14 protein-coding genes are annotated in these 16,996 nt (G+C 68.4%); all 14 read left to right on the plus strand.

Going from position 1 to position 16,996, the window contains the following annotated elements:
* Positions 1–100: 100 nt before the first annotated feature.
* The 14 genes from SOM19_RS16900 to SOM19_RS16965 all read left to right on the plus strand — a co-directional run bounded on the left by SOM19_RS16900 (position 101) and on the right by SOM19_RS16965 (position 16,948).
* Positions 101–1,126 carry a Gfo/Idh/MocA family protein gene (locus SOM19_RS16900; protein WP_320487783.1) on the plus strand — a complete coding sequence of 342 codons (1,026 nt, stop codon included), beginning with the start codon at positions 101–103 and terminating at the stop codon, positions 1,124–1,126.
* The gene (locus tag SOM19_RS16905; protein WP_320487784.1) at positions 1,123–1,872 is read left to right on the plus strand and encodes a hypothetical protein; all 750 of its coding nucleotides are present in this window, start codon (positions 1,123–1,125) and stop codon (positions 1,870–1,872) included. Before SOM19_RS16900 ends, SOM19_RS16905 begins: the two co-directional genes overlap by 4 nt.
* Positions 1,873–1,979: 107 nt before the next feature.
* Positions 1,980–2,999, plus strand: coding sequence for a VOC family protein (locus SOM19_RS16910; RefSeq protein ID WP_320487785.1), 1,020 nt, complete (start codon positions 1,980–1,982; stop codon positions 2,997–2,999).
* Positions 3,000–3,084: 85 nt separating this feature from the next.
* Complete coding sequence (locus SOM19_RS16915) at positions 3,085–4,053, plus strand: fumarylacetoacetate hydrolase family protein (RefSeq protein WP_414683667.1); 969 nt, start codon at positions 3,085–3,087, stop codon at positions 4,051–4,053.
* Entirely contained in the window at positions 4,050–5,048 is a 999-nt protein-coding gene (locus SOM19_RS16920) for a cyclase family protein (protein WP_320487787.1), read from the plus strand. The genes SOM19_RS16915 and SOM19_RS16920 overlap by 4 nt, the downstream gene beginning before the upstream one ends.
* 36 nt (positions 5,049–5,084) lie before the next feature.
* Positions 5,085–6,221 (plus strand): FAD-dependent monooxygenase, encoded by a 1,137-nt coding sequence (locus SOM19_RS16925; protein ID WP_320487788.1) that lies wholly within the window; start codon positions 5,085–5,087, stop codon positions 6,219–6,221.
* A complete protein-coding gene (locus tag SOM19_RS16930; protein WP_320487789.1) occupies positions 6,218–7,222 on the plus strand; it encodes an amidohydrolase family protein in 1,005 nt (334 codons plus the stop codon). The genes SOM19_RS16925 and SOM19_RS16930 overlap by 4 nt, the downstream gene beginning before the upstream one ends.
* Positions 7,219–8,196 carry a fumarylacetoacetate hydrolase family protein gene (locus SOM19_RS16935; protein ID WP_320487790.1) on the plus strand — a complete coding sequence of 326 codons (978 nt, stop codon included), beginning with the start codon at positions 7,219–7,221 and terminating at the stop codon, positions 8,194–8,196. Before SOM19_RS16930 ends, SOM19_RS16935 begins: the two co-directional genes overlap by 4 nt.
* Positions 8,197–8,324: 128 nt before the next feature.
* Positions 8,325–9,812: an MFS transporter gene (locus tag SOM19_RS16940; RefSeq protein ID WP_320487791.1), complete on the plus strand. Its 1,488-nt coding sequence runs from the start codon at positions 8,325–8,327 to the stop codon at positions 9,810–9,812.
* A gap of 19 nt (positions 9,813–9,831) precedes the next feature.
* Complete coding sequence (locus tag SOM19_RS16945; protein WP_320487792.1) at positions 9,832–11,439, plus strand: GMC oxidoreductase; 1,608 nt, start codon at positions 9,832–9,834, stop codon at positions 11,437–11,439.
* A 273-nt stretch (positions 11,440–11,712) separates the two neighbouring features.
* On the plus strand, positions 11,713–12,729 hold the full coding sequence (locus SOM19_RS16950; RefSeq protein WP_320487793.1) for a LacI family DNA-binding transcriptional regulator: 1,017 nt from the start codon (positions 11,713–11,715) through the stop codon (positions 12,727–12,729).
* A 171-nt stretch (positions 12,730–12,900) separates the two neighbouring features.
* Positions 12,901–15,090, plus strand: coding sequence for an alpha-galactosidase (locus tag SOM19_RS16955; protein WP_320487794.1), 2,190 nt, complete (start codon positions 12,901–12,903; stop codon positions 15,088–15,090).
* Positions 15,087–15,989, plus strand: coding sequence for a carbohydrate ABC transporter permease (locus SOM19_RS16960; RefSeq protein WP_320487795.1), 903 nt, complete (start codon positions 15,087–15,089; stop codon positions 15,987–15,989). The genes SOM19_RS16955 and SOM19_RS16960 overlap by 4 nt, the downstream gene beginning before the upstream one ends.
* Complete coding sequence (locus tag SOM19_RS16965; protein WP_320487796.1) at positions 15,986–16,948, plus strand: carbohydrate ABC transporter permease; 963 nt, start codon at positions 15,986–15,988, stop codon at positions 16,946–16,948. Before SOM19_RS16960 ends, SOM19_RS16965 begins: the two co-directional genes overlap by 4 nt.
* Positions 16,949–16,996 lie beyond the last annotated feature (48 nt).

The raw sequence follows: 16,996 nt of genomic DNA on the forward strand, positions 1-16,996 counted from the left end.
CCGTAAAGCGCCATAGTGGTGCAACTTGGGATTCAAATCGACGGAAGTCCGGGTTACGCTCAAGGCCCAACGATCGGAGCCCTGGATGCACAATGTCGGTGTGATCGGCGCAGGACCCGGCGTCTGGGCGCTCCACGCGCCGACGCTCCGGGCGATGGCCGACGACTACCGGATCGTGCACGTGGCGGACGCCGGCGGAGGCCGGGCCGAACGGATCGGGCGAACGCTCGATGCACGCTGGTCCGGGGCCGCGCAGGGTCTGCTCGCGGACCCGGCAGTCGAGATCGTCGCGATCTGCACGCCTCCGGGCACGCACGCCGCGCTCATCCTCGCCGCCGTCGCCGCGGGCAAGCGTGCGATCTTCTGCGAGAAGCCGCTCGCCACCACGACCGAGGAGCTCGACGCCGTGCTCGGAGTCTGCGCGGCGAACGACGTGGTGCTGGTGGTGGGGACCAACCACCTCTTCGATCCGGCCTGGGACCGCGTGAAGCAGCACCTCGACAGCAGCCGCGCCCGAGTGCTCAGCGTGTCCTCGACGCTCGCGCTCGCGCCCAATGACCGCTACCACGCCCTCGTCGCCGGCACGGTGCCTGCCGCTCTGCCGCCGGCACGGCCGCCGATCGACCTCTCGGACCCGATCATGTCCGCCGCCATCGTCCGTCAGCTGCTCATCGGCCTCGCGATCCACGACCTCCCTCTCGTTCGAGACCTGCTTCCCGAACTCGAGAGCGTCGAGTATGCGCGTGGCGTGGCGCCGATCGGGTACGACGTCGGGATCCGGGCAGGCGGAGCGCTCGCCCGGCTGTCGGCCGTCATGCTGCCCGCGGGCGCGGACACCCGGTGGCGCTTCACGATCGTGACCACCCATGATCGTGTCGAGATCGACTTTCCGCCTCCCTTCGTCCATGTCGGCAGTGCCGAGGTACGCGTGCGCGACGAAGCCGGCCGGGTGACGCGGTTCCCCGTCGTCGACGAGGACGGGTATCAGGCGGAGTGGCGCTCGCTGGCGGAGATCCTGCGCGGGCACCGGCCGATGGAGTACGACGAGCTCGAGGCCGACGCGCGCTTCGCGATCGCGCTGGCGGATGCTGCGGCCGACGTCGTGAGAAAAGGCACGGCGCCATGACCCGCATACCGGTGTGGGGAGCGGATGCCGCGTTCCGTGCCGCGATCGCCCAGCTGGCGAATCGCGTCCGCCCGGCCAGCGGGCCCACCGCAGCGGTGTGCGTCGTCGACGGGCGGCAGTCCCCGCACGTCGCAACGGCCGGCCGGCTCGCGCTGATCGTCACCGACGCCGCTCGGGCACCCGATTCGCTGCTCGCCGAGCTGTCGGCAGCCGGCGTCCCGGTGATCGTCCACCGCCCCCGGCTGCGCAGCGACGATGTCGCTGCCGCGGGCGGGGCAGAGAGTCTCTGCTTCCTCAGCGTCGACGTCGTGGCGGCGAGGACCGAGCTGTGGGAGACGACGGTCGACGCCGTCGGGTGGGCCCGATCGCTCGCCGGCGGGCCGCTGGTGCTCCGCCACGTCGCCCGGTCGGCGGAGGCGCTCCTCATCGCACTCGACGGCCCGGGCGGCGTTCCCGTCTCGCTGAGCATCACCCGGCTGATGTCGACCACGCGGCCGTCCCTCCTCGCCGTCGGCGTCGGCGAGCGACGTGTCGAGGTCGAGCTCGACGAAGCCCTGGGCATGCGTGACGTGCGGATCCACGACGCCGACGGCGAGCAGCTGCCGCGCCGGCGCCACGAGGCGGCAGCACGACTCACTCTCCGCCGTGCACTCGCCGCGCTGGACGGAGCCGTCGTCAGCGATCTCGACGACCTCGTGCACGACCGGGAGCTCGCGAACGCGTTCCTTCGGGATTTCGCCTCATAAGCATCGTCGATGCCAGGCATCGACATGATCCGCTTCCCTGATGCCCAACTTCGGCCGGATAGTGGAAGAAGGGTCGGGATCCGCCGCCCCACCGGAAAGGATCGAAGATGATCAAGCTGCTGTCCCACCTGTCGTTCGTCGCGATCACGACGCCGGACATCGAGGCATCCGTCGACTTCTACGTCAACCAGGTCGGCCTCGTCGAGGTCGCCCGCGAGGATGACCGTGTGTACCTCCGCTGCTGGGGGGATTACTACAAATACTCCGTCGTCGTGGTCAAGGGCGACGAGCCGGGCCTCGAGACCATGGCGTGGCGCACGTCGAGCGCCGAGGCGCTCGAAGAGGCGGCGAAGCGCATCGAGGCCGCTGGCGCGCAGGGCGAGTGGTTCGACGGCGAGGGCATCGGCCGCGCATACCGCTTCGTCGGTCCCTACGGCCACAGCATGACGCTGCACTGGGACGTCACGCGTCACCACGACACCGAAGGCGACGCGGCATCCATCTACCCGGATCGCCCCTCGCGCCGCAGCAAGGTGGCGGGTGCTCCTCGCCAGCTGGACCACGTCACGATCGCCACGAGCGACGTCGACGGCTTCGTCCAGTGGTACGTCGACACCCTCGGCTTCCGTTTCATGGCTCGGACCGTCCTCGACGAGGCCCCGATCTCGGTCTTCTCCGTCCTCACCACGAACGAGAAGTCGCACGACCTCGGCGTCGTCCTCGACGGCTCGTCCCGTGCGGGCCGTGTCAACCACTACGCATTCTGGGTCGACACGCGCGAAGAGCTGCTCATCGCCGCCGACATCCTCGGCGAGAACGGCTTTCCGATCGAGTACGGCCCGTCGATCCACGGCATCGGCGAGCAGAACTTCCTGTATTACCGCGAGCCGTCGAGCCTGCGCATCGAGCTCAACACCGGCGGCTACCGCAACTACGTGCCGGACTGGGAGGCGAACACCTGGAAGCCGTCGCAGGGATCGAACAACTTCTACCGGAACAGCGTCATGCCGATGTCGATGACGGAGTCGTTCCCTCCCGCCGACGGTCCCAGCGCGACCGAGGAGGGTGTCCCCGACGAGATCAAGGACGCGCTCCTGAACCCGTATCAGAAGCACGGCCAGGGCTGACACCGCCGCGGGCGGCCCTAGGCTCCTCCTTGCCGGGGCCGCCCGCGACACCATTTCGCACGACGATGAGCGATGGGACGCACAGATGATGACGACCACTGCAGGACCCGAGGCGCCGTTCGCGCTCGCACGCTTCCGAGAGGCGGCGGGCAGCCGGCTCGGCCTGGTGGCGGGGGACCGCATCAGAGGGCTCTCCGAGGAAGACCTGGGCGCCGCCTCGCTCAACGACTTCCTCGCCGACCCGGACTGGGACCGCCTCGCGGCGCTCGCCGAGGCGGAGGGGGAGTGGATGCCGCTCTCGGACGTCACGCTGACGGCACCGGTCGAACCCCGCCAGGTGCTGCAGACCGGGGCGAACTACCGCCAGCACGTGATCGAGCTGGTGGTCGCCGGTCTCACGCAGGACGGCACGCGCACGCCTGATCAGGCGCGCTCGTTCGCCGCCGACATCATGGACAACCGCAAGCGCAACGGCGAGCCCTACTTCTTCATCGGCCTTCCGGCGTGCGTCGTCGGCGACGACGAGACCCTCGCGCTGCCCGGCTACAGCAAGGTGCACGACTGGGAGCTCGAGCTCGCGGTCGTCATCGGGCGTGAGGCGTTCCGGGTGACGAGGGAGGACGCGATGAGCCATGTGGCGGGCTACACGATCGCCAACGACATCACCACGCGCGACTACGTCTTCCGCAAGGACATGAAGGAGATCGGCACCGACTGGTACCGGGCCAAGAACGCCCCGGGATTCCTCCCCACCGGCCCCTTCCTCGTTCCCGCTCGATTCGTCGAGGGCGGCGATCTGAACGTCCGTCTGGAGCTGAACGGCCAGGTGATGCAGGATGGCTCGACCAGCGACCTGCTGTTCGACATCCCGACTCTCGTGTCCGCCGCGTCGCAGACGATGCCGCTGCTGCCCGGTGACCTGCTGCTCACCGGGAGTCCCGCGGGCAACGGTCAGCACTGGAAGCGGTTCCTGCAGGACGGAGACGTCATGACCGGCTCCATCCAGGGACTCGGAACGCAGATCGTGCGCTGCATCGGGGAGGAGGCGCGATGACCACTCCGACGGAGGACCCGGCCGCGCTCGACCGCAGCGACCCGGCAGCGGAGGTGTCGGCCCGCGCCGCAGCCTTCCGCAACTGGGGCCGCTGGGGAGCGGACGACGTCCTCGGCACCCTCAACTTCATCGAACCGGCCAAGCGCGTCGAGGCCGCCGCGCTCGTGACAGAGGGCCGCGTCGTCTCCCTGGCGCAGGCCTTCGACACGAACGGTCCGCAGAAGGGCTGGCGGCGGCGCACCAACCCCGTGCACACGATGACCGACACCGGCACCGACGCCGAACGCGGCAATCAGGGCTTCCCGCACGGGATCGGCGGTGCGGACGATGTCATCGCCATGCCGCTGCAGTGCTCGACGCAATGGGACGGCCTCGGCCACATCTTCGACCACGGCAACGCGTGGAACGGCCGTCGCGCCGGCGACGTGGTGACCAGCGACGGCGACCTCGTCACGGGCATCGAGCACGCGGCATCCGTCATCGTCTCCCGCGGCGTGCTGCTCGACGTCGGGAGGCATCTCCAGCCCGGTTCGGGCGAGCTGCCGGACGGCTACGCGATCACCGTCGCCGATCTCGAGGCGTGCATCGACGCACAGGGCGCGACCAGCGCCGTCGGTCGCGGCGACATCGTGCTCGTCCGCACCGGGCAGTACACGCGCACCCGCCGCGACGGCTGGGGCGACTACGCGGGGGGACCTGCGCCGGGGCTCTCGCTCACCACCGCGGGCTGGCTCCACCGCAGCGAGATCGCCGCCATCGCGACCGACACGTGGGGATTCGAGGTGCGGCCGAACGAGTTCGACGCGCCCGCATTCCAGCCGCTGCATCAGGTCGTCATCCCGAACATGGGGCTGACGATCGGCGAGATGTGGAACCTCGATGAGCTCGCCGAGGCGTGCATCGAGCGGTCGCGCTGGGACTTCCTCCTCTCGGCGGCGCCTCTCCCGATCACGGGGGCGGTCGGCTCGCCGATCAACCCCGTCGCCATCCTCTGACCCATCCGTCCCTCACCAGAACATGGAGGTTCTGACATGACCGCAGTCTCGAAGGTCGCGATCGCCGGTGCCGGCGTCGTCGGACTCGCCGCTGCCATCCAGCTCGCGAAGGGGGGTGTCGAGGTCGATCTGTTCGAGTCCAAGCCGGAGCTCAGCGCGCTGGGCTCGGGCATCTCGCTCCAGGGCAACGCGCTCCGGGCTTTCGACGCGCTGGGCGCGTGGGACGACATCAAGGCGGCCGGCTACCCGTTCGAGGGCCTCACGCTGCGCGCCCCCGGCCCGGACGCTCCGGTCGTCGCCAACCTCCCCGACGTCAAGACCGGCGGTCCGGACTATCCCGCCGCCATGGGGATGCCGCGCCCCGAGCTCGCCCGCATCCTCGTGCGCCACGCCGAGAGCGCGGGCGTAAAGATCCACTTCGGTCGCCGGGTGACGGGGCTCGACGCCCGCGCGAGCGACGCCGTCGAGGTCTTCATCGACGACGAGTCCGTCGGCGTCTACGACCTCCTGATCGGCGCAGACGGGCTGCACTCAGTCGTCCGCGGGCTGGTCGGCATCGACACCGTTCCGGAGCCGAACGGCATGGGCATCTGGCGAACGTTCGTCTCGCGTCCACCCGAGGTTGAGCGGACCGAGCTCTACTACGGCGGTCCGGTGTACATCGCGGGGTACACCCCGACGGGCGAGGACTCGATGTACGCGTTCCTCGTGGAGAAGTCCCAAGACCGCTTCGGGGTGCCCGACGACGAGGCGACGGCCATCATGCTCGAGGAGTCGCGCGCCTACGGAGGCCCGTGGAACTCCATCCGCGCCGACCTCGAGAAGGGCGCCCACGCGAACTACACGTGGTTCACGAAGCACATCGTCGAGGGCGCGTGGAATCGGGGACGCGTGGTGATCATCGGCGACGCCGCCCATTCCTGCCCCCCGACGATCGCTCAAGGCGCCGCCCAGGGGCTCGAGGACGCGGTCGTGCTCACGGAGCTTCTGCTCAGCCGTGACAGCGTCGACCAGTCGCTGTGGGACGCGTTCCACGCGCGCCGGCTGCCCCGCGCGAAGGCCGTTGTCGAGGCATCCGCTCAGTTGGCGCAGTGGCAGATCGACGGTGATCGCGACGCGGACGCCGGCGGGCTCATCTTTGGCCTCGCCCAGCAGATGGCCGTGCCGGCATGATCACCGACGTCCACGCGCACCTGCTGCTGCCCTCCCTGCATGCCGAGGTCGAGCGCCGTGCGCCGGAGCTCGTCGCCGAGGCGGCGGACCTGGAGCGCCGCCGCAACGGCGTGGAGAGCCTGCAGGCATCCGGTGCCATGATCGGCGCCCGCATCCCGCGACTGACCGACGTCGCGGCGCGACTCGCCGCGATGGACGAGCAGGGCGTCGACCGGCAGTGGGTCAGCGTGTCGCCCAACCACTTCTACCCCTGGGCCCCCGAGGGACTGGCGGTGTGGGTGGCGATGGAGACGAACCGGCTCATCGCCGACCACGTCGCCCAGGCACCGGACCGCCTCATCGGGCTCGGAGTGGTTCCGCTGCAGCATCCAGAGCGCGTGGTCGAGTACCTCGACGACGCCGTGCTCGGCCGAGGTCTCGCCGGCGTGGAGATCTCATCCTTCGCGGGCGATGTCGAGCTGTCCGACGAGCGGCTCGAGCCGTTCTGGGCTCGCGCAGCGGAGCTCGGCTGCGTCGTATTCCTGCACCCCTTCGGCTGCAGCCTCGACGAGCGGCTGGACCGCTTCTATCTGTCGAATACCGTCGGTCAGCCGACGGAGAACGCCGTCGCTCTGTCGCACCTGATCTTCTCGGGGGTGCTCGACCGCCATCCCGGGCTCAAGATCGTGGTCGCCCACGGCGGCGGCTATCTTCCCTTCGCCATCGGGCGCTCGGATCGCGCGTGGCACGTCCGCCCCGAGGCTCGACGCTGCGAGCACGCGCCGTCGACGTATCTGCGGCGACTGTGGTTCGACACGGTCGTGCACGACCCGCTCGCCCTGCGGCACCTCGTCGATGCCGCAGGCGCCTCGCGCGTGCTGCTGGGGAGCGACTTCCCGTTCGACATGGGTCTGGATGACCCGGCAGGTTTCGTGCGCTCGGCCGATCTGCCGAGCGACATCACGGCCGGCATCCTCGGCGAGAACGCGGACGATCTCCTCCGCACCCGGGTGCGGGCATGAGGATCGCGCGCTGGATCGACGGCGCCGAGCTCGGGGAGGGGTTCGTCGTCGGTGACGATGTCGTCGCCTTCCCCAATGGGCTCCGCGTGGCCCAGGTGCTCGCGCAGGGCCTGCCGGCGGCGCACCGGCTCCTCGAGCGGGTCGCCGGGGGGCCCGGCGTCGCGCTGGAGTCCGTCCGGCTGATCGCACCGCTGGAGCCCGCATCGATCCGGGACTTCGTCGCCTTCGAGGAGCACGTCGAGGGCGTCAGCGCGGGAGTGGAGGGGACGAGTCACGTCGCGCCGGAGTGGTACGAGGCTCCGACCTTCTACTTCACCAATCCGCACACCGTGCTCGGACCGGGTGAGGCGGTGTCGCCCCCGGTGACCGAGCGGCTGGACTTCGAGCTCGAACTCGCGCTGGTGATCGGAGGAGTCGAGGGGTCTTCCGGGCGGAATCTCACGCCGGAAGAGGCGGGCTCCCACATCTTCGGGTACACGATCATGAACGACTGGTCCGCCCGAGACCTGCAAGCACGCGAGATGAAGGTGCGGCTGGGACCGGCCAAGGGCAAGGATTTCGGCATGTCGCTCGGTCCGTGGATCGTGACGGCCGACGAGTTCGAGTCTCGGCATGACGAGGACGGCTTCCTCCCGCTGCGCGCCGAGGTCTACGTCAACGACGAGCTCATCGGACACGACCTGGTGTCGAACGCGGGCTGGCCCTTCCCGGAGTTCGTCGCGTACGCCTCGCGCAACTCCCGCGTCGTCCCGGGGGACGTGCTCGGCTCAGGCACGGTCGGCAACGGCGGATGCCTCGGCGAACTATGGGGCCGCAACGGCGGTCTCGCTCCACCCCCGCTCGCTCCCGGCGACGTCGTCCGGATGTCGATCGAAGGCATCGGCGAACTGGTCGGCAGCGTGGGGGACATGGTGCCGGGGCCGCCCCTTCCCGCCGCCCGCCCACGACCTCGGCTCCGAACCCGCCGACTTTAGCTCGTTTCAGACGTAAGTGTGCTAGCATGATCGTGACGTCGGGGCCCTCGGGTCCGTCCCCGCTCGCGAGGTCGCGAACAGGGCACACACCGTCGCGTCGATGGTCCGATCGTTCGGGCGACCCACGCATGCAGCTGTCACCTCTGAGGCTCCGCCTCCTCGTCATCTCCCTTCTGTCGGTGTCCTTCCTCGGCGCCCTGGACCACACCGTCGTCTCGACCTCTCTCGCCACGATCGCCGGCGACCTGGGCGCGCTCGAGCAGATGAGCTGGGTGGTGGTGGGCTACACGCTCTCCAGCACCGTGCTGCTTCCGGTGATCGGAAAGCTCGGCGACGCGATCGGTCCGCGGCGGGTGTTCCTCACCTCGCTCGTGGTCTTCCTCGTCGCTTCTGCGCTGTGCGGGTTCGCGCCGAGCATGCCGTGGCTGATCGCGGCGCGGGTGCTGCAGGGCATGGCATCCGCGGGGATCCAGCTGATGTCACAGACGATCATCGGCCACGTGACGACGCCCCGTGAGCGCCCGAGGCACATGGCTGTCATCGGCGCCGCCTTCCCCATCGCGATCCTGATCGGCCCGGTCGTCGGCGGACTCATCACCGAGTACTGGGGCTGGCCGTGGGTGTTCTGGATCAACATCCCGATCGGCGCCGCAGCCCTCGTCCTGGCGATGTTCGCGATTCCCCACATCGAGGCGGCAGCGGTGCGCCGCTTCGACGTCGCGGGCGCGCTCACGTTCACCGTCGCGCTGGTCGCGCTCGTCCTTGCTGTCTCGTGGGTGGCGGACCCGGATGCCGCGGCCGCCGCCGCGGTCGCGTTCGTCGTCGCGCTGATCGCGTTCGCCGCGTTCGTGGTCGTCGAGCTGCGCGCGGCCGAGCCCATGTTGCCGCCCAGGCTCTTCCGCAACCCGACGATCTCTGCCGGGCTCGCACTGTCCGCGATCATCGGGATCGGTCTCTTCTCGGTGACGGCGTACCTGCCCACCTACTTCCAGATGGCCTACCGCACGTCGGTGACGGTGTCCGGTCTCGTGCCCATCGCCACCGTGCTGGGCATGCTGGTCAGCAACCTCGCGACGGGATTCCTGGCGAGCCGTTCCGGGCGCTACCGCGTGTTCGCGATCGGGGGGACGATTCTGGCAGCCCTGGGCCTCCTCGTCATGTCGGTCCTTCCTGTCGGCATGCCGCTGTGGGTGCCGATGCTCGTGATGTTCGGGGTGGGCGTCGGCACCGGCGCCTTCATGAGCCTCATCGTCGCGGTGGTCCAGAGCGCAGTGCCGCGCACCGAGCTGGGCACGGTGACGGCGGCCGTCAACCTCGTCCGCCAGGTCGGGGCGACGGTGACGACCGCCATGATCGGCGGTATGGTCGCCGTCGGCGTTGCGTCACTGCTGCCCGCCTCGCTGGACTCCACGACACTGACCCCGGCGATCGTGCACGCGGCGCCGGCCGCCGTCCAGTCGCAGGTCGCGGCCATCTACACCGCCGTGTTCTCTCCCGTGTTCCTCGGTCTGGCGATCGCGTACGCCATCGGCCTCATCGCGGCGGTCCTCCTGCCCGCCGGCACGCTCGCCTCAGAGCGCGTCGCTCGCGTCGACGCCGAGCCCCTCACCGCTTAGTCCTCGAGAAGGAGACACCATGTCCACAGCTCCGCACGTCGTCATCGTCGGCAGCGGCCCGATCGGATCGGCGTACGCCCGCATCCTCCTCGAGAGTCACCCGACGGCGACGGTGACCATGTTCGAGGCAGGACCGCAGCTCACCGAGGTGCCGGGGGAGAGCGTGCGAAACATCGCCGATCCCGCGGCGAAGGAGCGCGCTCGCGAGATGTCGCAGGGTCCGCAGGCGGGCGAGCACCGGGAGTCGCTCGGCATCCCGGCGGGCGCGGTGGTCGAGGGCATGTTCACCGCTCGTCAGGGCACGCACCTCCTCGACTTCGGCGGCGAGGGATCCGCTCACGCGCCCACGTTCCCCGCCGTGGCGGCGGCGACCAACGTGGGCGGACAGGGTGCGCACTGGACCTGCGCGATCCCGCGCCCGGCGTTCAGCGAGAGGGTCGCCTTCATCCCGGATGCCGAGTGGGACGAGCTGATCGGCACCGCCGAGTCCCTTCTTCACGCGCAGAGCGCGGCGTTCGCCGACTCGGCGATCGGCGGAGCAATCCGGACACTCCTCGACCGGGAGTTCGGCTCCGAGCTTCCGGCGGGCTACGGGGTGGGCACCCTTCCGGTCGCCGGCGACCCGCAGCCCGACGGCTCGATGCGCTGGGCGGGCGCCGATGTCGTGCTCGGCCCCCTCATCGACCCCGCGGATCCGATGTCCCGCCGCTTCACCCTCCGAGACCTGTCCTTCGTGCGGCGCATCGAACGTAATGGGGAGCGGGTGACCGGCGTGGTCGTCGAGGACCTCCGCGCCCGCACGGCGACCACCGTCTCCGCCGACGTCGTGGTGGTCGCGGCGGACGCCTTCCGCTCCCCGCAGTTGCTGTGGGCCTCCGGCATCCGTCCTGCCGCCCTCGGGCGCTATCTCACCGAGCATCACGTGGTGATATCCACCGTCGCGCTGGACGGCGACAGGATGGGCGACCTGGTCAGCGATGACCAGCTCGACGAGGAGCTCGCGCGCCGCGCGCAGCATGCCGCGGACCCGGTCGCAGCCGTCAACCGCATCCCGTTCTCGGAACCGGGCCACCCGTTCTCGCTGCAGGTGATGTACGCCGAGAATCCGCCGTTCCCGCTCGATCCCGCGCACCCTCACGCCGACAACCGCTGGGGCTACGTGAATATGGGCTACGGAGTCCGCAAGCACCCCCGGGTCGAAGACGGTGTGACCTTCTCGGACGAGGAACTCGACTACCGCGGGCTACCCAACATGACGATCGAGTACGCGCTCACAGAGTTGGAGGAGACCGAGATCGCGCAGGCCACCGGTCGCCTGCGCCGCGCTGGAGGTGCGCTCGGTTCGTTCGTCGCGGAGCCGCGTCTGCTGCCGAACGGATCGAGCCTCCACTACATGGGCACGATGCGGATGGGAGAGAGTGACGACGGGACATCGGTCGCGGACCCGTTCTCCCGCGTGTGGGGATTCGATCACCTGATCGTGGGTGGCAATGCCCTTATCCCGACCGCGAACACGATGAACCCGACCCTGACGAGCGTGGCGATCGCCGTACGCGGTGCGCGCGAGATCGTGCGCACATTGCAGGCAGGCCGCCCGGACGCAGAGCCGGGTTCCTCGCGCGCATGAACCACGATCCGGTCGGCACGGCGCTCGCGATGGTGATTGTGGTCGTGCCCTTCGCTGCGGCATTCGTTGCCAGCCTTCAGCCGCGCGCCGCAAAGCTCCGTGAGTCGACGTCCAAGACGCGTCAATCGCTGCCGTCGTCCGAGCGACAGCACGCGTCCACCTGGGACTCTTGGGGAAGACCGATCAAAGAATAGGTCCATCGCTGCCGAGTCTCGAAAGGTCGCGATCCTCAGTGGGCCCCTCGCCGGGCGTGCAAACGTTAGTCTTCACCCAATGGACGCAGTAGAGAAGACTCCCGGGCTGGTGGACGTTGCCGCCGCCGCGGGCGTGAGCCTGTCGACGGTATCGCGCGTGATCACCGGTCGGACACCCGTGAGTGAGCGAACGCGGATCCGGGTGATGGATGCCGTCGAGCGCCTCGGCTATCGCCCGAATGCCGCTGCCCAAGCACTGGTCAGTGGCAGATCCTCGACTGTCGCCGTAATCGCCAAGAACACGCTTCGGTGGGGGTATGCCGCGACGCTGCAGGGGATCGAGGAAGAGGCCAGGGCTGCGGGCTACACCGTCATGATCGCCGTCGTCGAGTCCAGTGAGCCGGAGGAGTTGGGGCGAGCGACAGATCTTGTCTGGTCGCAGTCCCTGGCGGGAGCGATCGTCATCGATTTCGACGCGGTGGGATCGGCGACGATGGCGGCGCTTCCCCACAACATCCCCGTCGTGGCGGCATCCGGCGCGCGAAGCGATGGGATGGGGCGACCGCACGCGTTCCTGGACGATCTCGAGGGAGGTCGTACAGCGACCGAATACCTCCTCTCGCTCGGGCATGAGACGGTCCATCACGTGGCGATCCCCGCCACCAGCGAACACTCTGGCCGTGAATGGGGGTGGCGGCAGGCACTCACCGCCTCGGGCTCTTCGATCCCGCCCGTCATCCGCGCTAGCTACCACCCCGAATCGGGGTACGAGGCAGCGCGGCAGCTGCCCCCGGATGCAACGGCGGTCCTCTGCGGAAACGATGAGCTCGCGATCGGTGTGGCTCGATTTCTTCAGGAGAACGGGCGACGTGTCCCGGTCGACGTCAGCGTCATGGGCTTCGACGACCAGCCATTCGCCGCGATGTGGGTGCCGGCTCTCTCGACCGTCCGTCAGGACTTCGTCGATCTCGGCCGTCGCACTTTCGGTCTGCTTTTGCAGTGGATCCAAGGCGGCGAAGTGCCGCCGGATTCCACCGCGTCACCTCGTCTGGTGATCCGCGAAAGCACAGCGCACCCGCCGAATACCCGTTCCTGACCGGTCTCGGACCTGCGGGTTCCGCGAATTCTGACCAACGTTTGCATTCACCCGCGTCGTCGTGCTAATTTCTGACCAACGTTTGCAGAGTGCTCTCGTTGCTTCGAAGGAGCACTACCCGTGGTGATGTCGCCGCCCCTCCCCGGTATCTCGAATCTGTTCGATACCGAGATGCCACGACGGGTGCGTTTCGCGGCCAATGGAGTGGCGCTGGTGCTGGAGATACCGGCGGATTCGCTGCCGCAAGCGCTGTTCTGGGGCCATGATTCCCTCGCCGACGTCGACCTCGCGGAGCTCAAGCTCTCCTCGGGTCGGCCAAATGCCTCGAACGGTCTCGACGACCCGCGGCCCGTGGCACTGCTGCCGGAGGCGTGGACGGGATGGACCGGGACCGCCGGATTGGACGGTCACCGACTGGGCGAGGCGTGGTCTCCGCAGTTCACACCCGAGTCGGTCGCCATTACGGGAACCGAGGGCCTCGGTGGATCGCTGGTCGTGACGGCGCTCGACGCCGTGGCTGACCTGGCGATGACGCTGGAGGTCGAGATGGTGCCTTCGGGCCTCGTGCGCATGCGAGCCTCGGTGCAGAATCTCTCGCCGGCGCCGTATGTCGTCGATGGACTGCAGCTGGCGCTCCCCGTTCCCGGCTACGCCGACGATGTCCTCGACCTCGCGGGCAGGTGGGCGAAGGAACGCACCCCTCAGCGCAGCCGGTTCCAGGTGGGATCCCACCTGCGTGAAGGGCGGCATGGCCGCACCGGCGCGGACGCCGCCTTCGTCCTCACCGCGGGTGAGTCCGGGTTCAGCTTCGACCGCGGCGAAGTGTGGGGCATGCACGTGGCGTTCAGCGGCAACCACCGCACGATCGCCGAAAGGGCGTTCACAGGTGAGCGCCTGCTGCTGGGGGGAGAGCTCCTGCTGCCGGGAGAGGTCGTCCTCGCCCAGGACGAGTCCTACTCATCTCCGTACATCTACGCGGCGTACGGGCAAGGATTGGACGAGTCCGCGGCACGCATCCATGAGTTCCTCCGCGCGCGGGATGAGCACCCCAGGTCGCCTCGGCCCGTCGTGATGAACGTCTGGGAGGCCGTCTATTTCGATCACGATCGGTCCAAGCTCGCCGACCTCGCGGTGGTGGCGGCTGAGGTGGGCGTCGAGCGATTCGTCCTGGACGACGGCTGGTTCGGCGCGCGCCGCGACGACACCGCCGGTCTCGGTGACTGGCACGTCTCCCGGGATGTCTGGGGCGAAGGCGGGTTCGAGTCCCTCGTGAAACACGTCACGTCTCTGGGGATGGAGTTCGGTCTCTGGTTCGAACCCGAGATGGTCAACATCGACTCCGACCTGGCGCGCCGCCACCCGGAATGGATGCTGCAGGTTCCGGGTCGCCTGCCCCTGGAATTCCGCAATCAGCAGGTCCTCGACATCTCCCACCCCGGAGCTTTCGCCTACATCCGCGACAGCATCGTGGGCCTCGTGCGCGAGCACGGCATCCGCTTCATCAAATGGGATCACAACCGGGACCTCATCGACGCCGGTTCCACCCGCACGGGGCGCGCGGGAGTTCACGAACAGACCCTGGCCACGTACCGGCTCCTCCGCGAGATTCGTGAAGCGTGCCCCGACCTGGAGATCGAGTCATGCTCGTCCGGGGGCGCGCGCATCGATCTCGCCATCCTGGAGCACACCGATCGCGTGTGGGCGTCCGACTGCATCGACGCCCACGAACGTCAGCAGATTCAACGGTGGACCGCTCAGCTGCTCCCCCCAGAACTGGTGGGGAGCCACGTCGGCGCCGAGCAGGCGCACACGACCGGGCGGCGCTTGGACCTTTCGTTCCGCGCGGCAACCGCACTCTTCGGTCATTTCGGCATCGAGTGGGACCTCACGAGCGCCTCTGCTGAAGACCTCGCCGCGCTGACGGAGTGGGTGGACTTCTACAAGTCGGAACGGAATCTCATCCACACAGGTCGCCTCGTCCGCGCAACGAGCGAGGACGAGTCCCTCTGGCTCCACGGCACCGTGAGCCCCGACCGCACCCGCGCGCTGTACTCCGTCAGCCTCCTCGAGCGCCCCGTCACGTGGCCGGCCGGACGGGTGCGGCTTCCGGGTCTTGACGCCGAGACCCTGTACCGCGTCTTCCCGACCGGGCCGCAGGCGTCGGACGACTTCGATCCCAAGATCCACCCAGCGTGGTGGAGCATGCGGGGCCTGACGCTGCCCGGCGCGGTGCTCTCACGCATCGGCATCGAGATTCCCGCGCTGCGCGTCGACCATTCCGTGCTGATCGGCGTCGAGCGCGTGGACAGCGCCATCCACCGCTCGCTCCGTACTCATCGCGAAGGTGGCCTCCGCGCATGACGACGACGACACGCCCCCACCGCTCACGACGTCCACGCAGTGACTTCCGCGTGGCCATGGTCTTCATCGCCCCCGCCGCGATCGGATTCATCGCGTTCTTCCTGATCCCGACCGTGCGGGGTATCTGGTTCAGCTTCACGGACCAGAATCTCGTCGGCTCCGGAGAGTTCATCGGAACAGACAACTACGTGCGGATGGCGGGCGACCCGCTGTTCTGGAACTCGCTCCTCGTGACGATCTACTACGTCTTCATCAACATCACCGTTCAGACAGTGCTCGCCGTGCTCATCGCCGTGCTCATGCATCGCCTCACGCAATCGCTCGTGATCCGGGGCATCATCCTGCTTCCGTACTTGGTCGCAAACGTCGTGGTCGCGCTGGTGTGGTTCTGGATGTTCGATTACTCCACCGGCATCGTCAACGTGGTCATCGACGGGCTGGGGCTGGATCGCGTCGCCTTCTTCGGCGACCCGGCGACCGCGATCCCCACGATCGCCCTCATCAACGTGTGGCGATTCGTCGGCTACACGGCGCTGCTGGTCTTCGCCGGACTGCAGACCATCCCGAAGGAGCTCTACGAAGCGGGAGCACTGGACGGAGCCAGCGAAGCGCGGATGTTCCGATCGATCACGCTGCCTCTGCTGCGACCGGTCCTGGCCCTCGTGCTCGTCATCACCATCGTGGGCTCGTTCCAGATCTTCGACACTGTCGCCGTCACGACCGAAGGCGGACCGGTCAACGCCACCCGCGTCATCTACTACTACATCTACCAACAGGCATTCGAGCGATTCGACCTCGGCTACGCCTCCGCGCTCTCGGTGTTCCTGCTCGTGGCGCTCGCGCTCATCGCCTACGCGCAGCTGAAGCTGCTGCGCTCGAACCAATCGGATCTCGCATGACCGCCACCTTGCCCCCGCGCCAGCGTCGACCCGAGGTCGAGCTCCCCCCGCCGCAGCCATCTCCTCGACCCAAGCGCGGGCGGCCACGCATCAGTGCCGGGCGCGTCTTCGCATGGGCCGGGCTCATCCTCGTGCTCCTGGTGACTCTCTTCCCCTTCTACTGGATGCTTCGCACAGCGCTCTCCAGCAACAGCGCTTTGTACCTGCAACCCGGTAACCCCCTACCGGTGGAGTTCAGCTGGGGTGGTTTCCGTCGGGTGCTCGGCCTTGCGAGTCCGGACGAGATCGCTGCCGACGGCGGCACCAGTGGCACTCTGAACTTCTGGCTGTACCTGCGCAACTCCCTCATCGTTTCGACCACGATCACGGTCGGGCAGGTCTTCTTCAGCTCTATGGCGGCCTACGCGTTCGCTCGCCTGCACTGGCGCGGTCGCGAAGCGGTGTTCTTCCTCTTCCTGACGGCCCTCATGGTCCCGCCGATCTTCGTGCAGCTGCCGAACTTCGTCCTGATCCGCGACCTCGGCCTCCTCAACACGCTCCCGGGCATCATCCTGCCGTTCCTCTTCATGACCCCGTTCGCAGTCTTCTTCATGAGGCAGTTCTTCCTGGGCATCAGTCGCGAGGTGGAGGAGTCCGCGATGATCGACGGCGCCGGGCATTTCCGGATCTTCTTCGGCATCATCGTGCCGATGTCCTGGACGCCCATGCTGACGCTTGGCCTGCTCACGTTCATCACCGCATGGAGCGAGTACTTCTGGCCGCTGCTGGTGGGCCGCGGCGAAGATGCGCGCGTCCTCACGGTCGCGCTCGGGATCTTCCGTTCCCAGACGCCTCAGACGGGGCCCGACTGGGCCGGGCTCATGGCCGCGACCCTCATCGCCGCATTGCCCGTCCTCATCCTGTTCTTCGTCTTCGGACGAAAGCTCATCAACAACCTCGGCTACTCGGGAATCAAGTAGCCCTCACACGTGTGCCGCACCCGTCGGCACCGATCCACCACACAGCCC

The sequence above is a fragment of the Microbacterium sp. CFBP9034 genome, from assembly GCF_034045255.1.
Classification (GTDB): Bacteria; Actinomycetota; Actinomycetes; order Actinomycetales; family Microbacteriaceae; genus Microbacterium.

What these genes read in the sequence shown, in the direction of transcription:
- SOM19_RS16960 (WP_320487795.1), top strand. Translation starts at nt 15,087, where the DNA reads ATGACGACGACGACACGCCCCCACCGCTCACGACGTCCACGCAGTGAC.
- SOM19_RS16910 (WP_320487785.1), top strand. Translation starts at nt 1,980, where the DNA reads ATGATCAAGCTGCTGTCCCACCTGTCGTTCGTCGCGATCACGACGCCG.
- SOM19_RS16915 (WP_414683667.1), top strand. Translation starts at nt 3,085, where the DNA reads ATGATGACGACCACTGCAGGACCCGAGGCGCCGTTCGCGCTCGCACGC.
- SOM19_RS16920 (WP_320487787.1), top strand. Translation starts at nt 4,050, where the DNA reads ATGACCACTCCGACGGAGGACCCGGCCGCGCTCGACCGCAGCGACCCG.
- SOM19_RS16930 (WP_320487789.1), top strand. Translation starts at nt 6,218, where the DNA reads ATGATCACCGACGTCCACGCGCACCTGCTGCTGCCCTCCCTGCATGCC.
- SOM19_RS16965 (WP_320487796.1), top strand. Translation starts at nt 15,986, where the DNA reads ATGACCGCCACCTTGCCCCCGCGCCAGCGTCGACCCGAGGTCGAGCTC.
- SOM19_RS16935 (WP_320487790.1), top strand. Translation starts at nt 7,219, where the DNA reads ATGAGGATCGCGCGCTGGATCGACGGCGCCGAGCTCGGGGAGGGGTTC.
- SOM19_RS16940 (WP_320487791.1), top strand. Translation starts at nt 8,325, where the DNA reads ATGCAGCTGTCACCTCTGAGGCTCCGCCTCCTCGTCATCTCCCTTCTG.
- SOM19_RS16950 (WP_320487793.1), top strand. Translation starts at nt 11,713, where the DNA reads ATGGACGCAGTAGAGAAGACTCCCGGGCTGGTGGACGTTGCCGCCGCC.
- SOM19_RS16945 (WP_320487792.1), top strand. Translation starts at nt 9,832, where the DNA reads ATGTCCACAGCTCCGCACGTCGTCATCGTCGGCAGCGGCCCGATCGGA.
- SOM19_RS16905 (WP_320487784.1), top strand. Translation starts at nt 1,123, where the DNA reads ATGACCCGCATACCGGTGTGGGGAGCGGATGCCGCGTTCCGTGCCGCG.
- SOM19_RS16925 (WP_320487788.1), top strand. Translation starts at nt 5,085, where the DNA reads ATGACCGCAGTCTCGAAGGTCGCGATCGCCGGTGCCGGCGTCGTCGGA.
- SOM19_RS16955 (WP_320487794.1), top strand. Translation starts at nt 12,901, where the DNA reads ATGCCACGACGGGTGCGTTTCGCGGCCAATGGAGTGGCGCTGGTGCTG.